Annotated in this window: 26 protein-coding genes, 1 other RNA gene and 2 pseudogenes; 13 read left to right on the plus strand and 16 right to left on the minus strand. The window is 63.4% G+C overall.

Translation table 11 applies throughout. The features are described from left to right. Positions 1-99 precede the first annotated feature (99 nt). Complete coding sequence (locus KHN93_RS18430) at positions 100-1,026, minus strand: LysR family transcriptional regulator (protein WP_167705965.1); 927 nt, start codon at positions 1,024-1,026, stop codon at positions 100-102. A gap of 127 nt (positions 1,027-1,153) precedes the next feature. On the opposite strand from KHN93_RS18430, the gene KHN93_RS18435 reads away from it, so the two are divergent. From KHN93_RS18435 to KHN93_RS18455, 5 genes are all read left to right on the plus strand, one after another. Continuing rightward, positions 1,154-1,555 carry a Rid family hydrolase gene (locus KHN93_RS18435; protein WP_211914303.1) on the plus strand — a complete coding sequence of 134 codons (402 nt, stop codon included), beginning with the start codon at positions 1,154-1,156 and terminating at the stop codon, positions 1,553-1,555. Positions 1,556-2,082: 527 nt separating this feature from the next. Then, positions 2,083-3,252 (plus strand): hypothetical protein, encoded by a 1,170-nt coding sequence (locus KHN93_RS18440; RefSeq protein WP_211920995.1) that lies wholly within the window; start codon positions 2,083-2,085, stop codon positions 3,250-3,252. A gap of 10 nt (positions 3,253-3,262) precedes the next feature. After that, a complete protein-coding gene (locus tag KHN93_RS18445; RefSeq protein WP_211920997.1) occupies positions 3,263-3,691 on the plus strand; it encodes a type 2 periplasmic-binding domain-containing protein in 429 nt (142 codons plus the stop codon). Further along, positions 3,688-5,820 (plus strand): methyl-accepting chemotaxis protein, encoded by a 2,133-nt coding sequence (locus tag KHN93_RS18450; RefSeq protein WP_211921000.1) that lies wholly within the window; start codon positions 3,688-3,690, stop codon positions 5,818-5,820. The genes KHN93_RS18445 and KHN93_RS18450 overlap by 4 nt, the downstream gene beginning before the upstream one ends. Positions 5,821-6,411: 591 nt before the next feature. Further along, entirely contained in the window at positions 6,412-7,149 is a 738-nt protein-coding gene (locus tag KHN93_RS18455) for a DNA/RNA non-specific endonuclease (RefSeq protein WP_039518674.1), read from the plus strand. A gap of 39 nt (positions 7,150-7,188) precedes the next feature. On the opposite strand, the gene KHN93_RS18460 is transcribed toward KHN93_RS18455, so the two are convergent. The 4 genes from KHN93_RS18460 to KHN93_RS18475 all read right to left on the minus strand — a co-directional run bounded on the left by KHN93_RS18460 (position 7,189) and on the right by KHN93_RS18475 (position 8,383). Further along, positions 7,189-7,265, minus strand: a non-coding RNA gene (locus tag KHN93_RS18460) — sX9 sRNA. Positions 7,266-7,422: 157 nt separating this feature from the next. Continuing rightward, positions 7,423-7,767, minus strand: a complete 345-nt coding sequence (locus KHN93_RS18465; protein ID WP_104560146.1) for a hypothetical protein — start codon at positions 7,765-7,767, stop codon at positions 7,423-7,425. Between the two features lie 51 nt (positions 7,768-7,818). Next, positions 7,819-8,052, minus strand: a complete 234-nt coding sequence (locus KHN93_RS18470; RefSeq protein WP_104560147.1) for a DUF1653 domain-containing protein — start codon at positions 8,050-8,052, stop codon at positions 7,819-7,821. A 124-nt stretch (positions 8,053-8,176) separates the two neighbouring features. Next, entirely contained in the window at positions 8,177-8,383 is a 207-nt protein-coding gene (locus tag KHN93_RS18475; protein ID WP_047129434.1) for a hypothetical protein, read from the minus strand. 176 nt (positions 8,384-8,559) lie between these two features. Between KHN93_RS18475 and KHN93_RS18480 the strand changes: the two genes are divergently transcribed. Further along, positions 8,560-8,805 (plus strand): hypothetical protein, encoded by a 246-nt coding sequence (locus KHN93_RS18480; protein ID WP_211921002.1) that lies wholly within the window; start codon positions 8,560-8,562, stop codon positions 8,803-8,805. Here the strand turns inward: KHN93_RS18480 and KHN93_RS18485 are convergent. The 5 genes from KHN93_RS18485 to KHN93_RS18505 form a co-directional block, all read right to left on the minus strand. Next, positions 8,758-10,236: a SulP family inorganic anion transporter gene (locus KHN93_RS18485; RefSeq protein ID WP_211921005.1), complete on the minus strand. Its 1,479-nt coding sequence runs from the start codon at positions 10,234-10,236 to the stop codon at positions 8,758-8,760. The two genes, KHN93_RS18480 and KHN93_RS18485, sit on opposite strands and share 48 nt — an antisense overlap. Before the next feature lie 417 nt (positions 10,237-10,653). Further along, the gene (locus tag KHN93_RS18490) at positions 10,654-12,453 is read right to left on the minus strand and encodes a chloride channel protein (protein WP_211921007.1); all 1,800 of its coding nucleotides are present in this window, start codon (positions 12,451-12,453) and stop codon (positions 10,654-10,656) included. Between the two features lie 165 nt (positions 12,454-12,618). Continuing rightward, positions 12,619-13,395, minus strand: a complete 777-nt coding sequence (gene map / locus KHN93_RS18495) for a type I methionyl aminopeptidase (protein ID WP_039518656.1) — start codon at positions 13,393-13,395, stop codon at positions 12,619-12,621. Beyond that, positions 13,392-13,604, minus strand: a complete 213-nt coding sequence (locus KHN93_RS18500) for a ParD-like family protein (RefSeq protein ID WP_016900960.1) — start codon at positions 13,602-13,604, stop codon at positions 13,392-13,394. Before KHN93_RS18500 ends, map begins: the two co-directional genes overlap by 4 nt. A 132-nt stretch (positions 13,605-13,736) precedes the next feature. After that, the gene (locus KHN93_RS18505) at positions 13,737-14,873 is read right to left on the minus strand and encodes an MFS transporter (protein ID WP_212579681.1); all 1,137 of its coding nucleotides are present in this window, start codon (positions 14,871-14,873) and stop codon (positions 13,737-13,739) included. Between the two features lie 294 nt (positions 14,874-15,167). On the opposite strand from KHN93_RS18505, the gene KHN93_RS18510 reads away from it, so the two are divergent. Continuing rightward, the gene (locus KHN93_RS18510) at positions 15,168-15,779 is read left to right on the plus strand and encodes a TetR/AcrR family transcriptional regulator (RefSeq protein WP_211921009.1); all 612 of its coding nucleotides are present in this window, start codon (positions 15,168-15,170) and stop codon (positions 15,777-15,779) included. 71 nt (positions 15,780-15,850) lie between these two features. On the opposite strand, the gene KHN93_RS18515 is transcribed toward KHN93_RS18510, so the two are convergent. Beyond that, positions 15,851-16,759 carry a LysR family transcriptional regulator gene (locus tag KHN93_RS18515; RefSeq protein ID WP_211921011.1) on the minus strand — a complete coding sequence of 303 codons (909 nt, stop codon included), beginning with the start codon at positions 16,757-16,759 and terminating at the stop codon, positions 15,851-15,853. Between the two features lie 112 nt (positions 16,760-16,871). On the opposite strand from KHN93_RS18515, the gene KHN93_RS18520 reads away from it, so the two are divergent. The 3 genes from KHN93_RS18520 (at position 16,872) to KHN93_RS18530 (ending at position 19,199) form a co-directional block, all read left to right on the plus strand. Then, entirely contained in the window at positions 16,872-17,975 is a 1,104-nt protein-coding gene (locus tag KHN93_RS18520) for an alkene reductase (RefSeq protein WP_211921013.1), read from the plus strand. A 733-nt stretch (positions 17,976-18,708) separates the two neighbouring features. Next, on the plus strand, positions 18,709-18,924 hold the full coding sequence (locus KHN93_RS18525; RefSeq protein WP_039518649.1) for a hypothetical protein: 216 nt from the start codon (positions 18,709-18,711) through the stop codon (positions 18,922-18,924). Between the two features lie 50 nt (positions 18,925-18,974). Beyond that, on the plus strand, positions 18,975-19,199 hold the full coding sequence (locus KHN93_RS18530) for a hypothetical protein (RefSeq protein ID WP_244812144.1): 225 nt from the start codon (positions 18,975-18,977) through the stop codon (positions 19,197-19,199). A gap of 615 nt (positions 19,200-19,814) precedes the next feature. Here KHN93_RS18530 and KHN93_RS18535 read toward each other — a convergent pair. Both KHN93_RS18535 and KHN93_RS21730 read right to left on the minus strand, forming a co-directional pair. After that, complete coding sequence (locus KHN93_RS18535) at positions 19,815-20,201, minus strand: hypothetical protein (RefSeq protein WP_211921015.1); 387 nt, start codon at positions 20,199-20,201, stop codon at positions 19,815-19,817. Between the two features lie 3 nt (positions 20,202-20,204). Continuing rightward, positions 20,205-20,656, minus strand: a pseudogene (locus tag KHN93_RS21730) (beta-barrel domain-containing protein); the annotation flags it as partial. 490 nt (positions 20,657-21,146) lie between these two features. Between KHN93_RS21730 and KHN93_RS18545 the strand changes: the two are divergent. Beyond that, positions 21,147-22,049, plus strand: coding sequence for a trypsin-like serine protease (locus tag KHN93_RS18545; RefSeq protein WP_104541751.1), 903 nt, complete (start codon positions 21,147-21,149; stop codon positions 22,047-22,049). Positions 22,050-22,357: 308 nt separating this feature from the next. Here KHN93_RS18545 and KHN93_RS18550 read toward each other — a convergent pair whose 3' ends face one another. Then, positions 22,358-22,969: a winged helix-turn-helix domain-containing protein gene (locus tag KHN93_RS18550; RefSeq protein ID WP_211921017.1), complete on the minus strand. Its 612-nt coding sequence runs from the start codon at positions 22,967-22,969 to the stop codon at positions 22,358-22,360. Between the two features lie 83 nt (positions 22,970-23,052). On the opposite strand from KHN93_RS18550, the gene KHN93_RS18555 reads away from it, so the two are divergent. After that, positions 23,053-24,405 carry a S41 family peptidase gene (locus KHN93_RS18555; protein WP_211921019.1) on the plus strand — a complete coding sequence of 451 codons (1,353 nt, stop codon included), beginning with the start codon at positions 23,053-23,055 and terminating at the stop codon, positions 24,403-24,405. A 36-nt stretch (positions 24,406-24,441) separates the two neighbouring features. Here KHN93_RS18555 and KHN93_RS18560 read toward each other — a convergent pair. Then, positions 24,442-24,897, minus strand: a pseudogene (locus KHN93_RS18560) (DNA methyltransferase); the annotation flags it as partial. Between the two features lie 104 nt (positions 24,898-25,001). Beyond that, a complete protein-coding gene (locus tag KHN93_RS18565; RefSeq protein WP_211921021.1) occupies positions 25,002-25,664 on the minus strand; it encodes a TetR/AcrR family transcriptional regulator in 663 nt (220 codons plus the stop codon). On the opposite strand from KHN93_RS18565, the gene KHN93_RS18570 reads away from it, so the two are divergent. After that, positions 25,651-26,574 (plus strand): SDR family NAD(P)-dependent oxidoreductase, encoded by a 924-nt coding sequence (locus KHN93_RS18570; protein WP_211921023.1) that lies wholly within the window; start codon positions 25,651-25,653, stop codon positions 26,572-26,574. The genes KHN93_RS18565 and KHN93_RS18570 overlap by 14 nt on opposite strands. Positions 26,575-26,786 lie beyond the last annotated feature (212 nt).

The raw sequence follows: 26,786 nt of genomic DNA on the forward strand, positions 1-26,786 counted from the left end.
CAGGACGCTTCACCACGCACTGCGCGCTCCATCATGCGTGCGTGCCCTCGTGTCTGTCGCGCACGATCACGACCACATCAGCCACGCCACGCAGCGCGCTCAGCGCAGCGCCGGCGCCTCCACTGGCGCATGCTCGGCCATCAACGCACTCACCCACTCGATGAACACACGCAGCTTGGCGCTGACATGCCGGTTGGGCGGGAACGCGATCGACAGCGGCATCGGCTCCATCCGCCAGTCCTCGAACAGCGGCACCAGTTCGCCACTGGCCACATGCGCCCTGGCCATGTACACCGGCAACCACAGCACGCCCATGCCGGCCAGCCCGGCGGCGAGATAGGCATTGCCGTCGTCGGACGCCACCACGTAACGCCCTTGCAGTTGCACCGCCTCGCTGCCGCGCTGCATGACATAGGGCACGGTCTTGCTGCTGCGCCAGCGCATGAAGCCGACACAGCGGTGCCGGGTGTTTTCCAGCTCGCGCGGGTGTGCCGGCATGCCCAGCCGCTGCAGATACGCCGGCGCCGCGTACACGCCCGCCTGCAGGTCGCCCACGCGGCGCGCGATCAGCGACTGATCGGTGATGGTGCCGCCGCGCACCACGCAATCCACGTGCTCGCCGATCAGGTCCACGCGGCGGTCGCTCACGCCCATGTCCAGCTGGATATCCGGATAGCGCGCATGAAAGGCCGGCAGTGCCGGCATCAGGATCAGGCGCGCCAGCGGGCTGGGCACATCCACGCGCAGGCGCCCGCGCGGCAGCGCCGATGCATCGGACAGGCTGGTCTCCGCATCGTCCATGTCTGCCAGCAGCCGCTGCACGCGCTCGTAGTACGCTGCGCCATCGGCGGTGACATGCACCTGCCGCGTGGTGCGGTTGAGCAGCCTCACGCGCAGGCGTGCCTCCAGCTGCTGCACCAGCTGGGTCACGCTGGCCCGGCTCATGTGCAAGGTCTCGGCCGCCTTGGTGAAGCTGCCGGTCTCCACCACCCGCGCAAACGCCTGCATCGCGTCGAACCGGTCCATCGCCACTCCCGACTCCAAGATTGTTTCGATTCTACAAACAGTGCTGGTCGGCATCGCCGATTTATCGCGCGCAGGCAAGCACCTACGCTGCCTGCCTGTTCCGATTCGACACCCGATGGAGGTCACCATGGCAACACGTGAGGCAGTTTTCCCGCAGGGGCGGCACGCGCTGTACGAGCGCCACCGCTATTCGCCGGCAGTCCGCGCCGATGGCTTGCTGTTCGTCGCCGGCCAGGTCGGCAGCCGCGAAGACGGCTCGCCGGAGCCGGAGCTGGAGGCAGAGATCGCCCGCGCCTTCGCCAATCTCGATGCCATCCTCGCCGCGGCCGGCTGCAGCACGCAGGACGTCGTCGACGTCACGCTGTTCATGCTCGACCCCGACGTGGTGTTCGAGGCCATGTGGGACAAATGGGTGAGCTACTGGGGTCCGGCACCCTACCCCACCGTCACCGCAGTGGGCGTGACCTGGCTAGCCGGGTTCCGCTTCGAGATCAAGGTGGTGGTGAAACTCCCGATACGGCAGCAGTAAACGTTTCCAGTAACTTGCCGGTTGTATCGCGTCGCCTCTGCATGCAGCCGAAGCAAAATCTCCGCCGGCCGCATCGCACTGGCGATAAGTAACTGGCGCGCCCACGCGAAATAATTCAAAGACCGCCACTCCTGGCTCGCCAGTGCGTGGCGTTTTTTTTTGCGCGCGCACTTCGGAGCAAACGCATCTTTGTCAATTTTCCCCTGTAAAAATGCGGTTTTTTGCTTACCTCGTCCTTCACCGCTGCGCTACGCACCGGCAGGCCCGAGATGCGGACGATTATGTCCGCCGATATTCACCCCAGCTGTTTCAAACACCTAAATCACGCGTCTCGATAGGGCGGAACTATCGTCCACTTCTTGTGGTGCTTTGGTTTCTTAACCTGTTTTCCCAAGTTGTAAAAATCTCGCTAAAGCAATGATGCAGACGGCCGCTACCGCAATCCAGGGCGTTGCGACGCTCATTACCGTTCTGCCCGCGCGCCTCCCATGGCGCTGCGTCCACCACCAACTCAGCCGAGATTCTCAATGAAATTGACCGTCAAGCTTCTCAGTGGCGCCATCGCCCTGGCGTCGTCGACCTGCGCCTACGCGCAGCAGGACTCGATGTTTTCCTTCAGCGGCTTCGGCACGCTGGGCGTGGTGCATTCGACCGAGGACCAGGCCGACTTCACGCCCGACATCCAGACCGTGGAAGGTGCCGGTGCCAGCCACTCCACCTCGGCACGTCCGGACTCGCGCATCGCCGGCCAGGTCAATGCCAACTTCACCGACAAGTTCACCGGCGTGTTGCAGGTGACCAGTGAGTACGCCGAACGCGGCGATTACGATCCCAAGGTCACGCTGGCGCATGTGAAGTATCAGTTCGGCCCGCAGTTCGCCGCGCGCCTGGGCCGCATCACTGCGCCGCTGTACATGCTGTCCGAGTACCAGCGCGTCGGTTACGCCACCCCGTGGGTGCGTCCGCCGTACGAGGTCTACAACTACCTGCTGCCGATGGACGGCGTCGAAGGCGTTTACACCATCAACGCCGGCGAGAGTGTGGTCAGCGTGCAGGGCTTCTACGGCCGCATCAATTCGAAGAAGGCCGATGTGTACGCCATGCGCGGCCTGGCGCTGGGCCTGGAATCGGGTGCGTCCACGTTCCGCGCCGCCTACATCGTGGGCACCACCGATTTCGATACACCGGCGCTGGATCGCCTGTTCTCGGTCTATCAGCGCATCAATCCCGCACTGGCCGATCGCCTGACCACCTATGGCGTGGACGGCAGCTTTGCCAGCCTGGGTTACGCCTACGATCCGGGCAGCTGGTTCCTGCGCAGCGAAGTGATCCGCGCCGATTACTCGCCCTCGCTCAACGGCAAGACCACCTCCGGTTATCTCAGTGTCGGCGGTCGCTTCGGCACGCTGACGCCGTCGATCACCTATGCCAACGTCGATCGCAAGGGCCCGACCATCGCGGCCGGCCAGGATCCGCTCGGCGTGATGACGCGCGCACTGGCGCAGGCCGAGAGCGGCCGCCACAGCTTCACCGCATCGCTGCGTTGGGACGCGCGTGAAAGCGTCGCATTCAAGCTGCAGGCCAGCCACATCAACAACAACGCGGGCTCGTTCGGGTCGTTGAACAACATCCAGCCGGGCTTCCGTCAGGGCGGCAGCTACAACCTGCTGTCGGCCTCCGTCGACTTCGTGTTCTAAGAGAGCCCCCATGACCATTTCCAAGTGTTTTGCAGTCTCCCTGCTTGCCGCGGTGTCGCTGAGCGCGTTCTGCGCCAATGCTGATGTCGTGGTGGTGATGTCGGCCAAGGGCGGCCCGGACAGCCTCAGCGCCGCGCAGGTGTCGCAGATCTTCCTGGCCAAATCCAACAGCCTGCCCGGTGGCGGCGCGGCGGTGCCGATCGATCAGGAAGAAGGCGTCGCCACCCGCGATGAGTTCTACAAGAAAGTGGCCTCACGCGACGCGGCACAGCTGAAGTCGTACTGGTCGCAGCTGATGTTCACCGGCAAGGCGCAGCGTCCCAAGCGTGTCAGTGGCGACGATGCGGTCAAGAAGGCCGTTGCCGCCACGCCCGGCGCCATCGGTTACATCAGCGCCAGCGCAGTCGACGCCAGCGTCAAGGTCGTCCTGAAGCCGTGACCCGCCACCTGCTCGAGACTCAAGTCATGAGACGCATCCTGTCGCTACCGTTGTTCTGGAAAATCCTGATGCCGGCCGCGGTGGCGATCCTTTGCCTATCGAGCTATGTGGCCTTCAGTACGCTGGTCTTTCACCGCAACAACGACCGCCTGGAAGCGGTACGCGACGTGCATTTCCCGATGCTCGACGCCATGACACGCAATGTGGCTGCGCTGGACAAGCTCATCAACGGGCTCAACGGCGCCGCTGCCGCCGGCGATGCCGACATGTTGGCGGCCACCAAGCCGGTGGCCGACGAGATCCACGCCTCCTACGTGAAACTGCAGAAATCCGATCCCGCCAATGCAAAGGAACTGGCAGGCCTGGGCAAGCAGTTCGATCAGTACTACAGCCTGGCGCACGGCGTGGCCGCCGCGTTCGTGGAACAGCGCGAACCCGATGCGGCGCAGATGAGCGCCATGGCACCGGCACTGGAAACCTATCGCACCACCCTGACCGCCATGCAGAAGCGCGCCGATGCACGCTTCCGCGGCACCGTGCAGGAAGCGGTGGACAGTTCGGTGGCGGCAAGCATCGGCGGGCTGGTGCTGGGCCTGGTCGGTGCGGTGCTGTGCATCGCCTTCGGCTGGATCGTCGCACGCGCCATCACCCAGCCGCTGAACCGTGCGGTGGGCATTGCGCATGCGGTGTCGTCGGGCAAGCTGGACAACAGCATCTCGATCGACCGCAACGACGAGGTCGGCCAGCTGCTGCAGGCGATGGACAGCATGCAGCGCCAGCTGCGTCGGGTGATCCAGGCGCAGACCGACATGGGCGACAAGCATGAAGCCGGCATGGTCAGTCATCGTATCGCCGAGCAGGAATTTCCCGGCGAATTCGGCAGCATGGTGCGGGCCAGCAACGCGCTGGTGTCCAGCCATATCGCGGTGACGATGCAGATCGTCGCATTGACCGAGCGCTATGCCGCCGGCGACCTGTCGCAGCAGCTGGAGCCGTTGCCGGGCGAGAAGGCGGTGATCAGCCAATCGATCAACGATGTGCGGGCCAGCCTGTTGTCGATCAATGGCGAGATCAAGCGGCTGGCATCGGCCGCTGCGGCAGGCGACTTCAGCGCGCGTGGCGACGAGACTGCGTTCGAGCATGATTTCCGCCAGATCGTGGTCGACCTCAATCACCTGATGAGCAGCTCGGACAAGAGCCTGGGCGCGGTGTCGCAGGTGTTGCAGGCGATTGCGAGCGGCGACCTGACCACGCGCATGCACGGCGACTTTGCCGGCGTGTTCGCGCGCATGCGCGACGATGCCAACACCACGGTGGACCGCCTGACCGATATCGTCGGGCGCATCCAGCATTCCTCGTCGGAGATCGATACCGCGGCCGGCGAAATTGCCGCCGGCAATCAGGACCTGTCGCGGCGTACCGAACAGCAGGCAGCCAGCCTGGAAGAAACCGCCGCCTCGATGGAGGAACTCACCTCCACCGTCAAGCAGAACGCCGAGCATGCGCGACAGGCCAACGAACTGGCACGCAATGCAGCCGGTGTGGCCTCCAAGGGCGGCGAGGTGGTCAGCCAGGTCGTCGGCACCATGTCGGGCATCGAAACCTCCTCGAAGAAGATCGCCGAGATCATCAGCGTCATCGATGGCATCGCGTTCCAGACCAATATCCTGGCCTTGAACGCGGCGGTGGAAGCCGCACGTGCCGGCGAACAGGGCCGCGGCTTTGCGGTGGTGGCCTCGGAGGTGCGCACGCTCGCGCAGCGTTCGTCGGCTGCGGCCAAGGAGATCAAGGAGCTGATCGACGCCTCGGTGGGCAAGGTGGCCGAAGGCTCGGTGCTGGTGCACAAGGCCGGTACCACCATGACCGAGATCGTCGCCAGCGTGAATCGGGTCACCGACATCATGGGCCAGATCACCGCCGCATCCAGCGAGCAATCGGCCGGCATCGAACAGGTCAACCAGACGGTGATCCAGATGGACGAAACCACCCAGCAGAATGCAGCGCTGGTGGAGGAAGCCATGGCCGCGGCACGGGCGATGGAAAAGCAGTCCAGCACCCTGACCCAGTTGGTCTCGCTGTTCCAGCTGCAGCCTGCCAGCGCACCGCAACTGGAAAGAGAGGTCGCATAGTCGACCGAGCGGATCGTCTCGCGACGTATCTGACGCCCCTCTTCTGCATGGACTGCAGGAGGGGGTTTTTTGTGTCCGCCGGTGGCGAACGCAGCGCAGGTCCGGCACCGTTCAAAAGCGAGCCATGCGCATCCTGCGCCGATGACCGGCCCTGCGGTGTTCGCGACTGCATCCACGCAGCCGTCTATCTGACCGCGCGTGCCGGCATACCCTGACCTCCACGCGGGTGGTTGTCCGACAGCAGCGACCGCGTCTTGCCGATGGCGCAGCTGTGCGCCATCACAAAAAGACCAGTAAGGCAGGCGCGTTCGTGCGCTCCAGGCATAACCACGCGCTTATCGCCTGCCAGCCCGTATGCCGCTCGATGCGCGAGACCTGTCACATTTTTGCCGGAAAAACTGACGTGACCGCACATTCCTCACGCCTACGTCACCACCAAGCAACATTTGCATGCGATAGCTGTCGCGCTCGCTAAAAACAGCGAGCCAACTGTCCCCCTTCCAGCGCGCGTTCCGCTGAGCGTCGATCTGCCCCCCGGCAGCCGGCGATGGCGTCGTGCGTCCGATTGATTTTCCAGGAGATTCACTGCCCATGCGCTTCCGGACTTTCTTCGCCGTTCTGCTGTTCACCGCTGCCAGTGCCAGCGCAAACGCCCAGGTCGTCACCCTCAACAAGGGCGGCTACACCTTGCGCTACGACTGCACCAACCACACCGCGTTGCGCTACGAGTACGTGCTGCAGGCCGATACCGGCTCGGCGGCGCGTCCGTCCAGTTTCAATCTGGACACCGAGCTGCCCAGCGGCTGCGCCGGCCAGACCTCCACCGCCTCCTACGCCAGCGTGCGCACCGGCTACGATCGCGGGCACCTGGTGACCTCCAACCACATGGACTACAACGCGACCTACATCCGTCGCGCCAACCTGATGTCCAACATCGTGCCGCAGGTGTCCAGCTTCAACCAGGGCATCTGGGTGCGCGCCGAGAACGTGGCCGAGTGTTACCGCGACATCGCCAGCGTGCAGGTCTACGGCGGTGTGATCTACAGCGACACGACCAACGATTACTTCCTGAGCAGCCACGGCATCCGCACCCCGGACTTCTTCTGGAAGACCATCATCACCGCCAACCCGGGCGGCGGCACCCGCGCGATCAGCTGGCTGATTCCCAACAGCGCCAACCTCGGTTCGCTGGACAGCTACATCGTCAGCATCGACGAACTGGAAGACCTCTACGGCGCCAGTACCATCGGCATCACCGCACCGGCCGCCGTCAAGGCCATGCTGCCCGCCACCACCTGGCCGCAGCCGAGCAATTGCGACCTGGGCTGAGGGCGGCTGCCCACTTCTCCAGCCACGTCGATCAAGAGCGGCTGACACCATGTTGCGAGCAGTCGTCAGGTGGGTGCGGATGGCGCGTCCAGCATGGGAGTGTCCGAATGGCCCTTGCCGATGTCGGGCACCGGCCGCGCCCATCTGGCGCTGAGCGCAGCAGCCTGCTCAGCCGCTCTACACCGCTGGGCGTGTGATCCAGCAGACAAGGCCCGGGATTCCCGGGCCTTGTCGTTGCAGGCGGCGGCACGCCTGGCCCGCTGCAACGCGCACTCAGGCATCGGGCGCGGCAAGCGCCGCAAACCAGTCCGCGTATGGCGTGTTCTTGACCAGATGCCGATTGAAGTCTTTGGCGCCATCGCTCCACCACACCGGGCCACGCTCTCCCAGCGCCGTCTTGGCACGATCGACCGCCGCACGCGCTGCAGCCAGCCGCCCGGCATCCTCGTCGCGCTTGGCCGCCTTGACCGCGCGTCGCGCGTCCATCAAAGCGCCGACCAGCCCGGCACGCACGTCTTCGCGCAGATGCGGGTTGGCGGTACGCCAGAGCCGGCCACGCACGATCAGATACCGGCCATCGGGCGTGGTGACAGGCGCAGCATCGGCGGCGGCGGTCATTGCCAACGTACTCGCAAACGGCCCTGTGACGTCGGGCAGACCAAGCCGCGCTTACTCGACCCGCGCAAAACGGGGACGCGCAACGCCGTCCACCTCGACCTGCTCGATGAACATCGCATACGGCCGCACCCACAGACCGACGTCGCTATCCAACGGGCGATAGAGCACCAGCGGGGCCAGCGTTTCGCTGCAGCGCACGACGCCGAGCACGTCATAACGGCCGCCCTTGAAGTGGCGGTACTGGCCCAACGCGATGTTGGGCAATGGCGACAGGGAGGTGTCCATGGATGTCACAGGATGGGCAATCCGCAAGTCTAGGCAGCATGGCCGGCCACAGCCAGCACATGCCGCGCAACCGGCAGCCTGCCGGGTTCAGCGATGCACGGCCGCGTGCAACGCTGCCACGCGCCTACTGGTCGTCGTCTTCGTCTTCGTCGTCTTCCGCGCCCAGGTCGTCATCGTCCTCGACCGGGTCTTCGATGCCATCGTCGTCATCGATCTCGCTGTCCTGCGCAGGCCCTTCCTGGATCGGTGTGTTGTCCCTGCCCGGTGCCTTGATGCCATTGGGCGGGGTCGGATCGTCTGCGCCGCGGTTGCCGTTTTCGTCATTGCTCATGGTCAGCTCCAGCGGTAAAAGACCGCACAACCACCCTCCTCCCGCCGATGTGACGCGCACGTGTGTCCTGCACGATGGCAGCGCCCCCGCGCGGCCATGCGTGAGGCGAACGAGCGCGACTGCATCCGGCCGGCGCCGGTGGCCGTAGTGATGAGAACGCCCACGGAGTCACCCGCATGCCGAGCCTGATCAGCGACCTGAAAGACCTGCTCGCCGCCTGGAAGGCCGAGGCAAGAACCTTCGATGCCTGCGACATGCCGGCCTCCGCGCTGGCCTTCCGTGACTGCCATCGTCGCCTGTCCGCGTTGCTAGACGACCATGCACGCCACGCGGTGGCGCCGACGGCCGAACTGGCTGCGCACGAGCAGCCGGGCTCAGTGCCCCAGTTGCAGGCGCGCGCCATCGCGCCTGTGGGTTCCTAAGGTTTCGATCAGCGTATCGCTGGCCTGATTCACGCCGATCACCTCGACCTCGGCGCCGTGCGCGCGCAGCTTGAGCACCACCCGATCCAGCGCAGCCACCGCGCTGATGTCCCAGAAGTGCGCGTGGCTCAGATCGATCAGCACCTTCGGCGGCGTGCCCGGGAAATCGAAGCTGGCCACGAACTGCCCGGCCGATGCAAAGAACACCTGGCCGCGCACCGCATACACGCGCACTCCGTCGTCACGCTCGCTGGCCTGCACCTGCAACATGCGCCCGACCTTGCGCGCAAAGAACAGCGCCGACAGCAGCACCCCGGCCAGCACGCCGCGGGCAAGATCGTGCGTCCATACCGTGACCACGACGGTGCCCAGCATCACCACCGACGAACTCCCGGGGTGCGTGCGCAGATCGCGTAGCGAGCCCCAGCTGAAGGTGCCGATGCTGACCATGATCATCACCGCCACCAGTGCCGCCATCGGGATCTGGCGCACCCAGGGCGCGCCATACACCACCATCAGCAGCAGGACGACGCCGGCCACCAGGCACGACAGGCGCCCGCGCCCGCCCGAGCGCACATTGATCACCGATTGCCCGATCATCGCGCAGCCGGCCATGCCACCGAAGCACCCGGCCAGCAGGTTCGCCAGTCCCTGGCCTGCGCATTCGCGGTTGCGCTGCGACGGGGTATCGGTGAGGTCTTCGACAATCTGCGCGGTCATCAACGACTCCAGCAAGCCCACCACGGCCAGCGTCGTCGACACCGGCAGCAGGATGCGCACGCTGTCCCAGGTCAGCGGCACGTCCGGCAGCAGGAACACCGGCAGGCTGTCGGGCAGACGGCCCATGTCGCCCACGCTGCGGATGTCGATGTGCCAGTACGCGCACACCGCCGTCAGCACTACGATGGCGACCAGCGGCGAGGGAATCGCCGTGGTGAAGCGCGGCAGCAGATAGATGATGGCCAGGCCCGCTGCACACACTGCATGCACCGGCCATGGCATGCCGACCAGCTCCGGCAACTGCGCCAGGAAGATCAGGATCGCCAACGCATTGACGAAACCGGTGATCACCGAGCGCGAGACAAAGCGCATCAATGCGCCCAGGCGCAATGCCGCCGCGATCAGCTGCAGCACGCCGGCCAGCACGGTGGCCGCCAGCAGGTACTGCAGGCCGTGCTCCTTGACCAGGTCCACCATCAACAACGCCATTGCGCCGGTCGCGGCCGAAATCATGCCGGGCCGGCCACCGGCGATCGAGGTCACCACCGCAATGCAGAACGCCGCGTACAGCCCGACCTTGGGGTCGACGCCGGCAATGATTGAAAAGGCAATGGCTTCGGGAATCAGCGCAAGCGCGACCACGATGCCGGCGAGCACATCGCCACGCACGTTGCCGAGCCATTGCTGGCGCAACAAGAAAACTCTGGACATTGAACGACTCCGCGCACCGGCAAACACACACGGCGCGAATACATGAACGTCAAACACCTGGACCTTCGCAGCAACTGCGAGCGCGTGATGCCTTAGGTCAGGGTGGTGTCATGTGTCGGAGGAGATCGTTTTGGACGAGGCTTCATGCTAACGCGCTGATATCGGTCTGCACAACCCGATGGCGCGCTGCTGCGCACGCGCGTCGAGCAGTCGAGGCCGAGCAACGCTGCCAATGCGTGAGCACCACCAACGCGCAGGCGGCTGGAAGCTGCGTGTTGGCATCGCATGCTGCCACTGTCGATGGGCAAGCTGCATGCGTCGCGGGCACAGGGCGTTGCGTGAGACACCGTCTGCGTGCGGTAGATGTGCCGGGCAGCACGCGCCCCGTCGCTTCAGCCGCTGCCGGCAGCGCGTGGCTCAGTCATCGCCGAGTACACGCTCGCCCATCAGTTCGCGCTCGCGCTTTTCCAGTTCTTCGGCATAGCGCTTGCGCACAAAGCCTTCCGACAACACGCCCAGTACCTTGCGTTGGGCGTCGATCACCGCCAGCTCGTCGGCCTGCGTGGCATCGAAGACCTTCATGACTGCCACGATGTCGGTGTCTGCCAGCAATGCCGCATCGCGGTGCTTGGCGTAGTCGCTCACCGGCGCATCGGCCTGCACGTTGTCCGCGTATAGCACCGCCAGCGGCACCACACCGGCGTAATGGCCGGCGGCGTCTTCCAGCACCACGCGCTGCGTGGACCCCAATGGAAACCGCCGGCGAAACTCGCTCACCGTGGTGTCGTGCGCAGTGTGGTTGGCGTCCTTACGCATCATCTTGCCGGCCGACAGATTGCGCACCCACCCCACGTCGCGTGCGCTGCGGATGTTCTCGCCACGCAGATGCAGGCGCCAGGTGGAGAACGAATAGCCGAACACCTGGCGCACCACGGTATTGGCCACCAGCACCGCCACCATCACCGCGCTCGCCAGCACAAAGTCGTGCGTGCCTTCCAGGATCAGCATGGCCATCGTCATCGGCGCACCGACAATGGCTGCCGCCAACGCGGCCATGCCCACCAACGAGGCACTGGTGATGTCCACCGCCGCGGCGCCGACCAGCAGGTTCAGGAACACCGCAAACAAGCTGCCTACCAGCGAGCCCATGAACAGCGAAGCGAAGAACAGCCCGCCACGGAAGCCGAAACCCAGCGAGATGCCCGACGCGATGCATTTGAGCACCAGCAAACCGGCCAATACCTGCAGCGTGCTGCTGCTGGTCAGGTCCAGATGCAGGGCGCCATGTCCCGATGACAGCACTTGCGGCGAATACATCGCCAACGGAATCAGCAGCAACCCGCCCACCACCGGGCGCCCCCAGAGCGGCAGCTCGATCCGCCCCACGGCGCGTTCGATACCGGCCACCAGCCGCATCACCGCAATGCCGATCAACGCACAGGTCAGCCCCAGCGCGATGTAAATCGCATAGTCACGCGGCTGCAATTGATAGGCGACCGCCGCCGGCAACGAATACGGCGCGGCACTAAGCGCGTTGGCCATGAATGCGCCGGCCAGCGCCGCTGCGGCCACTGGCGCAAGCGCCGAGGGCGTATAGGCGCCGATCACGATCTCGAACGCGTAGAACGCACCGGCCAGCGGCGCCCCGAACGCACCGGCGATCGCGCCTGCCGCGCCGGCACCGACCAGCGTGCGCATGTCGGCCCGGCGTACCCGCAGGACACGGCCCAGCTGCGAACCGGCACCTGCGCCCATCTGCGTATAGGTCGCCTCTAGCCCCACCGATGCGCCAAAGCCGTTGGACAGCAGCGTCTGCACCGCAACGATCAGGTTGTCGCGCATCGACATGCGCCCGCCGTGCAGGGCGTTGGCCTCTACCGCATCCACCAGCGGCCGCTTGCGCCGCCGTGCCAGCAAGGCTACCAGGCCCACCAACAGGCCGCCCAACGGCAACACCAGCAACTGGGTGACAGTGATCGATTCGGCAGTACTGAGCCGCTCGCCCGGTGCAAGCGCGTACAGCCAGGCCTGCAGCGCATGCGCTATGCCGGCCTGCACCACCATCAGTGCCGCCGCGATCAGCCCCACTATGGCTGCCAGCCCGATGAACCACAGATCGTTGGCGCGCAACTGTCGGCGCAACCACTCCAGCGGCCGTCGCCAGGATGCTGCCGCCGGGTGCACGGCGTGCGTGGGGTTGTGAGGAAGTGGCTGCATGGAAGACCAGCGCTCCGCCGGATCAGGGTGCCGGCGCACGGGAGACGTCAGCGATGCGGCTAGTGTGCAGCAACCTGGCTGACCTGCCGCAGTCTGGCCGCGGCAGTGCACGCAACGAACACAGAGGCGGCAGCTAGTGCAGGCCACGCGCCGGGGACGACACTCTCACCCCAGTGCACACAGCGGCTTTTCCCCGGGGCGCAAGGTCAGCACACGCACACCGGTACGCGTCACCGCCACGGTGTGCTCGAACTGCGCCGACAACTTGCCGTCGCGCGTATGCACCGGCCACTGATCCGGCTCGACACGGATCGCCGCCCTGCCCTGATTGATCATCGGCTCAATGGTGAACACCATGCCTTCCTGCAGCTGCATCCCGGTGCCGGCATGCCCGTAGTGCAGGATCTGCGGCTCTTCATGCATCTGCCGGCCGATGCCATGCCCGCAATATTCCTTCACCACGCTATAGCCCTGCTCGCGCGCATGCCGCGCGATCGCATGACCGATGTCGCCCAGCCGCGCGCCTGGACGCACCGCCGCAATCCCCTTCCACATCGCCTGATAGGTGGCCTGCACCAGCCGCCGCGCCGGATACGCCACCTCGCCTACAAGATACGTCGTGCTGGAGTCGGCGATATAGCCATCCTTTTCCAGCGTGATATCCAGATTGACGATCTGCCCGTTGCGCAGCACGTCCGCGGCCGCGGGCACGCCATGGCACACCACATCATCGATCGAGGCATTGAGCACGAAGGGAAAGTCGTACTGCCCCTTGCTGGCCGGCCGCGCGCTCAGCTCGTCGACAATCATCCGCTCGACGAAGTCGTTGAGTTCCAGCGTGCTGCGGCCTGCCAGCGGCAGCTGATCCAGCGCATGAAACACCTGCGCCAGCAGCGCACCGGCGTTGGCCATCAACGCAATCTCCGCCGGCTGCTTGATCATGTCCGCGCCGGCTTCAGGGTTTGCGGACGCACGCCTGCCGCGCGCAGTTCCTGCGCCACGATGTCTTGGAACGAGGATTCCGGATGCATCTCGCACAGCATCCCGACCTTGATCCAGAAAGTGGCCTGCGCGTTGATCGACCGGCTGGTCACTGTGCACGCGCGGCGCAGTTGATCGTGCAGTTCGTCATCGATATTGACGATGCCCATGCAAGCTCCAATGCCGTGAATATACGGATCGTATATGAAACGTATAAACACCTGCAATGCCGGCAGTTGCCTGCGGCTGCGCTCGCTGGGTACTAGGCGAACGCAGCCGGGAAGACATCAGGCAGCGCAACGCTAGTGACCGGCAACCGGCGAGCGTGCGCCCGCCGCAAAGCCGTGCTGTCGGGCACGCCATGCAATCAGCAGCCCGATTGCCAGCAGCAGGGCCATGGCAACCGGAAAGGTCTGCGCCCCCCATTGGTCCAGCAGCACGCCGCCCACCACGCCACCGCCAGCGATGACGCTGTTCCAGGCAACCACATTGAGCGACAGCGCAACATCGGCGCCTTCGCCTGCGCTGTCGGCAAGCGCGGTCTGCAGCAGCGTCGCCGCGCCGCCAAAGGTCAGGCCCCACACCGCCACACAGACGTAGACCACAGGCTGCACGTCTTGCAGCAACGCCAGCACCACTGAGATCGCAAGGAACGTCGCCAACGACACCAACACCGTGCCACGTAGGTGCTGCTCCACCAACTTTGCCGCCACGCCGATGCCGACCAGTGCCGCAACGCCGAAGATCAACAGCAACACGTCCACGCGATGTGCCAGCCCCGCGTGTGCGGCGAACGGCGCCACATAGGTGTACAGGATGTTGTGGGCCAGCATCCACGCCATCACGGTGGCGAGCACCGGGCGCACGCCGGGCGTGCCGAGCACCTTGCGCAGCGGCACCCGCTGCGCTGCGGACTGGCCGGGGTAGTCGGGCACCTTCAGCAGCACCCACACGATAAGAACGAGCGTCAGTCCGGACATCGCGGCGAACGCGCTGCGCCAGCCCAGTATGCCGCCCATCCAGGTGCCCAGCGGCACGCCGAGGGAAAGCGCAACCGGTGTGCCCACCATCGCAATCGCCATGGCCCTGCCCTGCTGGTCCGGCTGCACCATGCGCCGCGCGTAACCGGCAAGCAGGCTCCACGCCAGGCCTGCCGCTGCGCCGGCAAACAAGCGCGCCACCAGGGTCAGCGCGTAACTGGTCGACAGTGCGGTGACCGAGTTGAACAGCAGGAAGCCGACGATGGTGAGCAACAGGACGTTACGCCGCCTCCACTGCTGGGTCGCAATGGTCAGCGGAATTGCGGCAATCACCGACCCAAGCGCGTAGGCGGTCACCGTCTGCCCGGCCAGTGCCGGGCTGATACCGAGGCCTGCGGACATCTGCGGCAGCAGTCCTGCCGGCAGGGTTTCGGTCACGATGCAGATGAAACCGGTCATGGCCAGCGCCAACAGCGCGGCGACGGGCAATGGCGGCGGGATCGCACCGGCGGTGGATGCAGTTGGAGAGGTCACACGCTGTCCTTTGTTGGGGAGGGGATGCCGGTCAGGCCGCTACATATATATCGATCGGTACATATCAAGACCAAAAAAAACAGGCCTTCGTCCTGAGACCTGCCGGCCGGCACCACTGAGTATTTACATATGTACCGTTCGATATATATACCTGCAGGGCAGCCGCGTTGTCAACGACATCTGTATCGACTAGTCTTGATGTAGACATCGGAGGGCGCCATGGCGCAAATGGGACGGCCACGCAGCTTCGACCGTGACGCCGCGGTGGAAGAGGCGCTTCACCTGTTCTGGGAACAGGGCTACGAATCCACCTCGTTGAGCCAGCTCAAGGCCGCGATTGGTGGCGGCATCACCGCGCCCAGCTTCTATGCCGCCTTCGGCTCGAAGGAAGCGCTCTTCAAGGAATGCATGGACCGCTACCTGGCGACCTACGCCAGGGTGACCCACTGCTTGTGGGACGCCGCGCTTGGCCCCAGGCAGGCAGTGGAGCTTGCGCTGCGCCGTTCCGCCAAGATGCAGTGCGAGCGCGGCCACCCGAAAGGCTGCATGGTCACGCTGGGAGTGATGAGCGCGCCGTCGCCGGAGCTTTCGGCACTGTGCACACCGCTGACGCGCTCGCGCGCACGTACGCGCGCCGGCATCCGCGCCTGCGTGGACCGCGCCATCGCCAGCGGCGAACTCGGGCCTGCCGCGGACGCCGCCGCACTGACCTGCGTGTTCGACAGTTTCCTGCTCGGGCTATCCACGCTGGCCCGGGATGGCATGAGCTTCAAGGCGATGGATGCCGCGATCACGCAGCTCATGGGGTTCTGGGACACCCAGGCGCGCTAGGTAGGCAGCGCTTCAACCTGTGCGCCGCCGGAGGTATCGATGGCATCGGCAGCGCGCATCGCTGTGCTGGTCTAGTCGAAGGTGCCGACAGCGGAAAGCCGCACCAACTCGTCCACCACGTAGCGCACCTTCGGGCGCAGGTGGCGCGTGCGCGGCCACAGCGCGTAGATTTCGATGCAATAGGCCGTGCACTCTTCCAGGACGAGCTGCAGCCTGCCCGACGGGATGTGCGGGCGCACCAGCGAGATCGGCATCTGGCAAATGCCCAGACCTGCAATCGCAGCGTCGATGACCGCGTCGCCGTCATTCAACTGATGCGTTCCTTGCGGCACAAAATCGCCGGCGCTCACCGTTTCGCCAAACCGCCAGCCGACAGGCTGGCCATTGCGGAAGCCGACGATGCTGCGATGCGCCTGCAGGTCCTTGATGGTGCGGGGAGTCCCGTGTGCAGCGAGATACCCAGGTGATGCACATAGCACCAGTCGCTGCCGCCCCAGTTTGCGCGCAACCAGACCACCGGAGCTTTCAACGCCACCAAACCGGATCGTCAAGTCGATGCCTTCCTGGGCCGGGTCGATCAGATGGTCGTTGAAGGAAAGCGTGTAGTGAAGATCGGGGTGCGCTGCGCCGATGCGGAGCAGGATCGGCAGCATGACGTGGCGACCGAAAGACGACGGCATGTCCACGCGCAACCGGCCGCTGGGCAGTGACGACTGAGAGGCCAGGCCAGCTTCTGCGCTGGCGATCTCTTCCAACGCAGCAGCGCATGTCGCGAAATAGGATTCACCATCAGCAGTGAGCGCGATGCGGCGCGTGGTGCGATGGAACAGGCGCACGCCCAGCCGCGTCTCCAGGCGGGCGATCGCCTTGCCTACCGCCGAGCGCGAGATCCCCAGCGACTCGGCCGCCTCGGTGAACGTCCTGGAACGTGCCGCAGTGACGAAGGTGACCAGCCCATTGAGTGTCTCGACAGGGATCATCAGCGGCCCTTTGGGGAATCAATGTCCCCAATGGCGGGACTCCCGGCGCCTTTATGTGCGCCGGAGTCAACCTTACCTTCTTTAGCCTGTCCCACCAACTAGCGCCCTCCCCATGACATCAACGATTTTTCACCCCTTCGATCTCGGCGACATCCGGCTGCGCAACCGCATCGTCATGGCACCGATGACCCGCGCGCGCAATCCGGGATGCGTGGCGAACGCATTGACGGCGACGTACTACGCTCAACGCGCGAGCGCAGGCCTGATCGTCAGCGAAGGCACTCCCGTCTCGCAGCAAGGCCAGGGCTACATCGATGTGCCCGGCATCTGGTCGCAGGAGCAAGTCGCCGGCTGGAAGATGGTGACCGATGCAGTGCATGCCCAACAGGGCAACATCTTCGCCCAGTTGTGGCATGTGGGCCGCATGTCGCATACCTCGCTGCAGCCCGATGGCGCCGATCCGGTGAGCGCGAGCACGCGCCCGGTGGCATCCAGCTCCAAGAGCTTTGCGTTTATCTACCGCGAAGACGGAACGCGCGGGACGGCTGAGCCCAGCCCGGCACGTGCGCTGAAGACCGAAGAAGTGCCAGGCATCGTGCGCGATTTCGAGCAGGCAGCACAACGCGCGATCGACGCAGGCTTCGACGGCATCGAGATCCATGCGGCCAATGGCTACCTCTTCGAGCAGTTCCTCAACCCGATCACCAATGACCGTGTCGACGCCTACGGTGGTTCGCTGCAGAACAGGGCGCGGCTCATTCTCGAGACCGTGGATGCGGTGGCCGCGCGCATCGGCTCACGCAAGGTGGGGATCCGCCTTGCACCGAACAATCGCCAATTCGACATGCCCGCGTACGCCGAGAGCGAGGCGAGCTACCTGTACCTGGCCGAAGAACTGGCCAAGCGCGAGCTTGCGTATGTGCATCTAAACGACAACCACGCGAACGGCTCGCCGGACATGAGCGAAACATTCCTCGCAGCGTTCAAGCGCACCTACGGCGGCACCGTGATCCTTGCGGGCAAATTGAACCTGGAGCGTGCGGCCCGGCTGATCGATCAGGCAGTGATCGATCTGGCCGCGTTCGGCCAACCCTTCATTGCAAACCCGGACCTTGTGGCACGCCTGCAGACAGGCGCACCGCTCGCCTCTCCGGATCGCGACACCTACTACGGCGGCGGCGCAGAGGGTTACACCGACTATCTAGCCGCAATCTGAAGCACAAGCATCCACCTCCGATGCATCCGCCGGCGGCTGGCGCTGCGCGCTGCGAATTCGCCTCCAGAGGGATATCGCAGCGCGCATCGGCGTGCTCCTGCGCCAAGCTGCACCGCGTGTGGAGGTGTGCTTGAGTGACGCGTCTTCCATTGAGCTGGCGGTACGCGTGATCGCCGGCGGCACGTCATCGGCCAACCTGCCCCAGCCAGCCTTGATGAACCTTCCAACGACCCTCGGTAGCGTGGACATGACAGCACGACAAGCGGCGGCGTGAGAGCCGCACGCCGTCAGACGGGCGCGTTGGCCAATGCTCGACATTAGAGGTTGGGCGACATGGCTACCTGCCTTGACCTTCGACGCGTCTGCTCGCTCACAGACTATTAGAGCCCAGTCTGAAGATGCGGCAGGCACGACCAAGCGCTGCCGGAGGTTCTCGAAAGGAGCTCCCTTAACTCCAATGCTTTCCCGTTGACACGCGCCAGGAGCCGGAGCGAGTATGCGTGCGTCGCCGCATCATCGGCGACCGGGCTTGGCGGCCTGACTGTCAGCGGCGAAAGCCGCATTGAGCATGCTCTGCGGCTTTTTCGTGCCCGGCGTTGTCTGTTTTTATGGACGGTCGGACGGGGAGGCTGCAAAGCCTGCCGGCGCTGACCCGGTCCGCCAACCCCGTTCGGTCGTCCACCCTGCTTGGCGGCGTGGTGGATGGTTCGCTCATCGAACTGGAGTCAGCACCATGTTCTACAACACCCAACAAGCACCCGCGTCTGCGGCGCGCCAGATCGGCCACCATATCGATCTGATCGCCAACGCTTTCGAATGCAGTCATGCGTGGCTGAACCAGATGGCACGCCTCGTAAGCACAGGCAAGGCCATCCACGCCCTCCCGTTTGCCGACAATAAAGCAGCGATCGCTGCAGTTGATCCCTTGTGCGCGCAGGTGCGGCCATGAGCACTAGCAGACAGTTCCGCGTCTGCACCGGCGTCACCCTCAGCTTCGAAATGATGCAGGGCTATGTGCTGGCCATGCTGCATTCCCACGCGCAGCCTGGTCTGCCGCCGATCCTGATCGCCTGCGAAGCCACGGGCCTTGATGACGTCTTGCCGGGCGGCGATGCGCAGAGCATCGTGCTGGGCCGGCTGCACGTCTGCATGCATGAAGACCCGGCACTTGATGTCCTCACCTGGCTGCGCAAGCAAGCGCACCGCAACGGAGCGACACGATGACTACCGCACACGCAAACGCTTATCCAGAAGACGCCGACTGCGCGATCAGCAAAGAAGAACACGACGTGTCCCGGTAGTTTCCGAGCCACAAAAAAGGCACTTGGACGCGCGTCCAAGTGCCTGCTTTCTATTGGCCCACCCTCAACCACACTTCGGCCCGAATCCCTATATTTGCAAGGATTAGACCATCTAAGTAATGACAGTTACCACCACAGTTACTGTCAGGACTTTCATGTTGTCGTACAGCGCCACGCCTTTGGAGCACAGTCAAGACCCCGGGATGTGCAGCTCTGGCGCCAGCGCTATGCTAAGGCAATGTCCGTCAGTCATTTAGAGGCTATGCCGCATGTCAGATATTCTAACCGACACCCTTGAGGCACGCTTGTGGGCACACGGAGCCACTGCTCGACATGAGGGTGGCATCTATGGGCTGATCGCTGCGGGAGTGATCTGGACAGATGCTCGTGCTGCGGACGGATCGCTCATCCTGGAGGCGGCGCGTCCAGGTCGCCCTGAATGAAGTAGATGGTCTTGTTGGACGTGGTCATGGCGGCGCGTTCCTCGCGGTTGGAGTTCAGGTGGAATGCCGTGAAGCACTTGGACGTCCAGAAAGGATCAAGACCCTCTCAGGCGCCTGCGAAGCGCCAGCCGCCCTGCCCGCTTCCGGGCATCGCAGCGGCGTGTAAGCCGCAGGTCAATGCAGTAGCAGACGCTGGCCAACGGCAGGCACAACAACAGATACAGGCCTGGTAGGGCCCTGCCGGGTACGCCGTGGTTGATGAGGAGATCCATCACAGGCAGCATGAAAGCGAGCGAGAAGAGCGAGACAAACAGGTGCCAGAAGCTGAAGAATAGGTATCGATTCGTCCAGCGCGTGCCCTTCGCCGGGCTGTCGATCGACTCGGTTGCCAGGCGATGTGCGGCCACCCGCAGCCGGCATCCGCAGCCGAGCATTCCGGACACGAGCACGATGCCCACATAGATCAGCGAAAGGGTCAGCATGTGTCAGCGCTCGCGCAGGGCTTCAGTGGTGTGCTGTTGAAAAGGACTAAGCAGGTAGTCGATGACCCGGCGCTTGCCCGTCTTGATCTCTGCACTAAGGCTCATCCCGGCATTTAACCGCGCACTTATACCATCGATCTTCAGCGTGGCCCATTCCAGCTTCACCCGGGCAGGGAACACTAGGCCCAGCTGTTCGTCCTCGCGGCGTCATGGGAGACGCTAACTACCTTGCCGGTCAGGTAGCCGTAGCGGCTATATGGAAAGCTATCGACTTTCACGATCACATCCTTACCCGGCTGCACGAAGCCGATGTCCTTGTTGAGCACAGTGGCCTCGATCTCCAGAGCGTCTTCGCTGGGTACGACGACCAGAAGTGCCTGGGCTGGTGTGACAACGCCACCGACAGTATGCACAGCCAGCTGTTGGACGGTGCCCGCTACCGGTGCCCGCAACGCAGCCCCTTCAATTCCGAAAGCGCGATCACTTGTGCCGCGACATCGACCCTATTGCTGAGCCGCTACAACCCGATGAACAGTGGCAGCGCGTATTTGATCACCTGCTCGAACGCATCTACCGACATCTGTGGCAAGCGCGCACCAAAGGTCTGCGCAGCATTATGACGCAACGCGCCACCTACTGAGTCCGCTCCCTCGTTTGTTGCGGCAGCGCTATCGACAAACGTCGCACGGCTCGACCCTTCGTTCCGAGAGGCCGCAGTTCGTGACCAAGCCATGCGGCGTGGGCGGTGCCGTAGATGATCGCAACCTCGCAAGACAACTACGAAAGTGGCAGTAGGGGATGACCATCGTCTTGCGAGTCGGCGGAACCGAGGATGGCGATATCGCTCACTGTTTCGGGCCTATCCACCACGGGACGCCGCCACTCAATTAACGCGCGAATGGGCGCCCCCCCACCCATGACATCCCTTAAAGAACCCTATCCCTGATGAAAACTTCACCACTGCCAAGGCATTTGGCAGCTCTCTCGTTTGCCATCGTTACCACCCTCGCATCCTCGATCGCCGCGGCGCAGACCCCGGGCGTCGTAGCACCTCGAAATCCCGACCGCGCGGTGCTTCCGGTCATCTCCGGTTCGAAGGTCAGCACTCCCTTTGGATCATGCACCGTGGGGGCCGTGTTGGTGCCCACAAGCATCTTCCACAGGTTGACGCCTTACCAACGTGCAACGCGATGGATCGTGCTGGCTAAGCACTGCGCGCCCATGTACGCGAGCATCCACGTGGGTACGGCTTCCATCGGCAACGTCGTGTGGCAATCAGCCACCTCGGACATTGAGCTTGTGCGGGTATCGCCCCAGCAGGATCAGGCCGCAGTGTTGTACTGCTCTTCCCACAGCAGCGCAGCCTTTTGCAATCCGATCCAGTCCTATACCCCCCGGGCGAACAATCAGGTCTTCATGCCACGCGCAGGGCGGGAGGCGCGTCTTGCTGTAACGGGTTGGTCGAACGCGCCCGACGGGCAGTTCTGCACAAGCGGCTGGCGCACCGGCGTCCGCTGCGTGTGGCATGGCATGTCTTTGGTACCTGGAATTCCGAGACCGAGTTATCAACACATTGATGCCGCCCACGCATCTGAGCTCAATAGCATCGACAACGGCGACTCCGGTGGACCAGTTGTCACCTACGACCGGCATCTGATCGGGATCATCTCATCCGGCGAGCACGATGGCCGTTCCATCGTCTACTACACACCAATGCAACAGGTGCTGCACGAGCTGTATAGCTACTCCCTCGCCCCGGCCGACCTCCCCACCGCTGCCGGCGACGACAATCCGATTTCTGCTGGCGGTGAAAACGTTGGTTGGGAACTGGCGCCTACCGACGGGTGAGGACGGCACGGTCGCGACTCACATCCGGGTGAGCACAACAGGTCGGCGTCTAGAACATCAGGCTGTGTCATTCGCAGCCGGTTGAATTTGAAGTAGCTATCAGTCAGCAAGGCGCCGCCTCCGGGCGGCGCTTTGCTATGCGGCTGAGCAGCACAACCTACCGCGTCGCCAAAGTCGGCGGGCACCCCTGCCCCCTCCAGCAGCGAGTCGAATGGCTCTATGAAGAGCGCAGGCGTGGCGGGGCGACGATTGTGCCCCTCTCGATCTCGCACTGAGATCCGACCTCGCACCGAGAGATGAGCTTTTTCTCATTTGCTGGGGCTGGCGCCCTGTGTACCGCGTCGCTTTGGCTGCGCCTTGGTTGGCGCGAGTGCGAACGCAAGGCTCGCGAGTCGATTCCGGCCTTCGGCTTTGGGCTGGCTAGTGAGTTCGCTGAGCCGCTCCAGCAGTACGTTGACCTCCTGGAGGTCCCGATCACTGAGCCAGCCCTTGTTGCGCGAGACCCACAGTTCGCGCTTCTTCCCTGCGGTGACCACCTCCTCAACCTCAATAGCGGCCTCGAAGTCCTGCTGAGCCACTTGCAACAGGGAACGGGCGAAACGTGCCAACTCATTTGCATTGCCGTGGGGACCTAGGTTGTAGACCAGGCGAACGGGGCCAGCGCCTTCTCCCGCCAAGCGGAAGACACGCTCGCCCCCAACCTCCATTACTTCCGTGAGTAAGTCACCGGCGACCAGTTCACGCAGGTGGTAATACAAGCCGTCCGCAGGCCGACCCAACTGCTCAGCGAGTTCGGCCGTGCTTGCCGCTCCTCCTAGAGAGGCGAGCGTGTCGACGATCTCTTGCCGCGCTGGCGAGCTCAGTAGCCTCACTTGCTCGGGCCGGGAGATGAGACGCCGCGGAGATGTATGCATGGGCATGGACACTCGTTGAAATATGTGTGCATTATTTAAACACAAGTAACGCGCGGGCAAGCGCGCTTCATCAACCGCCTGGAGCAGATGTGTCGATCGATCTATGGAAGATCCTGGGCCTAACAGCCCTGGCGCTGTTGACAGCGCCCGCGATACCCGCTGTTGCCGCACCCCCTGCTTCCGTCATTTCTGCAGCGGACTTGCGTGCCGACCTGCAGACCGCGATCGAGACTATCGAGAAAAATCATCCTGACCTTGAACACATGGTGGACAAAGCGACGCTACGCCGCACCGCTAGATGGATCGACCGTGATCTGGACCGGCCGATGGATCAGACCCAGGCTTGGTCTGTGCTGGCCCAGCTCAATCCTGTGCTGGCCGACGGCCACCTCCTCATCGGCTTGCCTGACTGGAGAGCCTCGGCCGCTTCTGCCACCGCACAGGGGGCCCCGTGGTTTCCTTTCGAGGTCTCCGTGGCGGCATCCGGACATCTACGCCTCATTGCGCTACTTGGTGGCGCTCCGTCCGCCGATGCCGGGCGTTCTGTCAGCCGTATCAACGGGGTCCCGGCCAAAGAAGTTGTTCGGACGCTGCTAAAGCGCACTCACGGCGATACGCCAAGTGCCCGTGCGGCGCTTCTGTCTCAACGTTGGTGGCTCTTCTATGCCAAGGTCTACGGCACACCAGCGACCTTTGATTTGGAATTTGCTGACCAGCGAGGTCGGGAGCAGCTAGCTGCTTCACGCAAGGTACTCCCCGCTGTCCTGCAACGCGACGCGAGCTTTGAGCGGCTATTTCGCTGCGAAATTAGGAGTAACGGCGCCGTGCTCACAGTGAGCACGTTCTCCTGGCCAGACAAAGCCCGCTTTTTCGCGTTCACGGAAGCATGCTTCACGAAAATGGCCAGAGAACGGGTCCGACGCCTCGTCATCGATATTCGCGAAAACGGCGGTGGGGATGACGACATGTGGCGCGACGGCATTCTCCGCTATATCGCCGATCAGCCTTTCCGGCACGGTTCGCATTACATCAAACGCGTACTAACACCAGGGCCGGGAGAACTCGCCGGTCAGCTTGTGGAAGGAACGATCGAATCCGTCACGGAACCGGCAACCGCAGAACCGGCGCACTTCACGGGAGACGTCAATGTGCTGGTCGGCCCGCTGACCTACTCCTCAGCGGTGCTGTTCTCTAACGTCGTCCAAGACTACCGCTTCGGACACGTGGTGGGTATCGGCAAATCGGTCAGGACGCGACAGACCGGCGGCGTAAAGACACTGATACTTCCGAATACCGGCCTTCTACTTTCCTATCCACGCTTCGTCCTCGACCGCCCGTCGGGAGCTCGGCGACCGAAGTGGCTGACGCCCGACAGAAAGATCGCTGACGATCCACTCAATCCAGAAGCACCGATTGACGTACTGCTTGAGACGAACGATTAGCCACAAAGAGAGGGCAGCTATCTGCCCTCTCATTCCTCATACTTTGCCAAGCCGCTCCCGAGTGACAGCGGCATGTTGGTCGGTCATCTCGATTCCAACTGCTTCGAAACCTCCCGGTTGGGCAGCAATCAACGTGGTGCCGGATCCGGCGAACGGATCAAGCACGCGGCCACCTGACTCGCAGATCCGCAGCAGCTGCCGCATCAACGCTGTCGGCTTGCCAGTCAGATGATGCTTATCGGCCTTACGCATCGACTCACGGATGACACCCGGCAACGCCGGCGCGTGGCGATCCAACGGCATGTTGCCCTTGCTGCCCCACACGATGTATTCGGCTTGGTTCCGGCAGCGTCCCAACTGCGGCCGCACGTCTTCGGTCTTGTCCCAGACAGTGATGCCGCGCCAGGTGAAGCCGGCGATCTGCAGCGCGTCGTTGGTCAGCGGCAGCTGCCTCCAGTCGGTGAACAGCAGCACTGGGGCGCCGTCCTGCAGATCAGCGGCCCATGCCCATTATTTTTCCGTGCACTGGTGCGGCAAAGCCCCACGCCACAGCAGGTTTGTGTTTCTTTCTCACGCGCCTTGGCTTCACATTGCAATCAGTCGCGGGCACCACGCATCAAGACCAGCACTGCGCGCTCGACATCATGCTGAAAGTCATAGCGCAGCCCCTCCAACTCCGGAAGCGCAATCACTTGTGCCGCGACATCGACCGGATTGCTGAGCGGCCATAACCCGATGATCAGTGGCAGCGCGTATTTGATCACCTGCTCGAATGCATCTACCGACATCTCTGGCAAGCGCGCATGGAAGGCCTGCGCAGCCTGATGGCGCAACGCCAACAAGTTGAGCTTGAATTCGACCATGCGCTCGAACGACAACTTGCGCTCCAAAATGGACGGCATGATGCTTGTCAGCCGGCACAGCAACGGACGCGCGCACAACGTTTGCGCAAAGACCGCTGCAATGTCCTCGACAGTTGCCTCGGCCTTGCCGTCCAGTGCCAGCGCTACTCCAAGTTCGGCCTGCCAGCCGGCGTATTCCTCTACGAGCACGTCTATCAGTACAGCTTCGCTGCTTTCGAAGTAGCGATAGACGTTGGACTTTGTCATCTGCGCCTGGCGCGCCAGTTCATTGATTCCCAGATCAAGCGCGCCCGGGCTGTCATCCAGCATCGCGCGAGCAGTGGCTAAAAGGTGGCGGCGGCGCTCCTCTTTTTGCTCAACCGAGCGTGCGCGGACATATGGCGTGAACGAATTCATACGAAAACCTGTACCTCACTTGATAAAAGACCGATGGTCTTCTAAATTGAAGACCATCGGTCTCCAATCTTGCCTGAAAGCCAGGATCCAGGCCACGTCGTCCACCATGCACAGAGCCACCACCATGCCAAGCAACAACACAGACTGGGTCCTGATCACTGGCGCTTCCAGCGGTTTCGGTGAAGAATTTGCCAAGCAATATGCAGCTAAAGGCCACCCGCTGATTCTCGTCGCGCGTCGGCTGGACCGCCTGCAGGCTCTGGCAACTACGCTGCGCCACGAGCACGGAGTGGAAATCATCACCGAACAAGTTGACCTGTCAGAAGTAACCGCCATAGCGACCCTGCATTCCAGCCTCCGTGAGCGGGGCATTGAGGTGGAAATCCTCATCAACAACGCCGGCCACGGGCTACAAGGCACCTTCCTGGACACTTCGGTGCAAAGCACCCTGGATATGGTGCAGCTGGATATCGCCAGCCTCACCGTCATGACCCGACTGTTCGGCGCCGACATGCGCCAGCGCGGTCACGGCAGGATCCTTCTGGTTGCCAGTCTGCTGGCGCTCTGGGGTGTGGAGGACATGGCTGTTTATGGTGCATCCAAGGCGTACGTCCTGCGCTTGGGCGATGCGCTGCATCGTGAATTCAAGCGCGATGGCGTCACCGTCACCTCACTGTGCCCAGGTATGTCCAACACTGGATTCGCTCAGGCTGCGCAGCAAAAGATCACCCTCGGATTGAAGCTTGCGATGATGCAACCGGCACCGGTGGTACGTGCGGGCATCCGCGCACTCCATAAGGGTCGCATTAGCGTTGTCCCCGGATTGGGCAACAAGATTGGCGCGTTCATGATTTGGGCTACTCCGCGCTCGCTGCACCAATCCCTGTTTGCGCGCGTCATGAATAGTTGAAGGAATTCTTGATCGCTAACGATGCCATTTCGGGATACGGCCAAGGCCATAAGGATTCGAACCTGAAATCAAAGGATTATGAGGCAGGAAAATTTAGATTAGCGATCAATAGTTAGGCCGACTAATTTCCTCAACCGCTTGGCTTCGACCCGTTGTAGCGGCTGGGTCTATGGGGAAATTTTTCCAAGCGTGCGCTCCCCGATAGAACAGCG

It is taken from the genome of Xanthomonas arboricola pv. juglandis (genome assembly GCF_905367715.1).
Lineage (GTDB): Bacteria > Pseudomonadota > Gammaproteobacteria > Xanthomonadales > Xanthomonadaceae > Xanthomonas > Xanthomonas arboricola.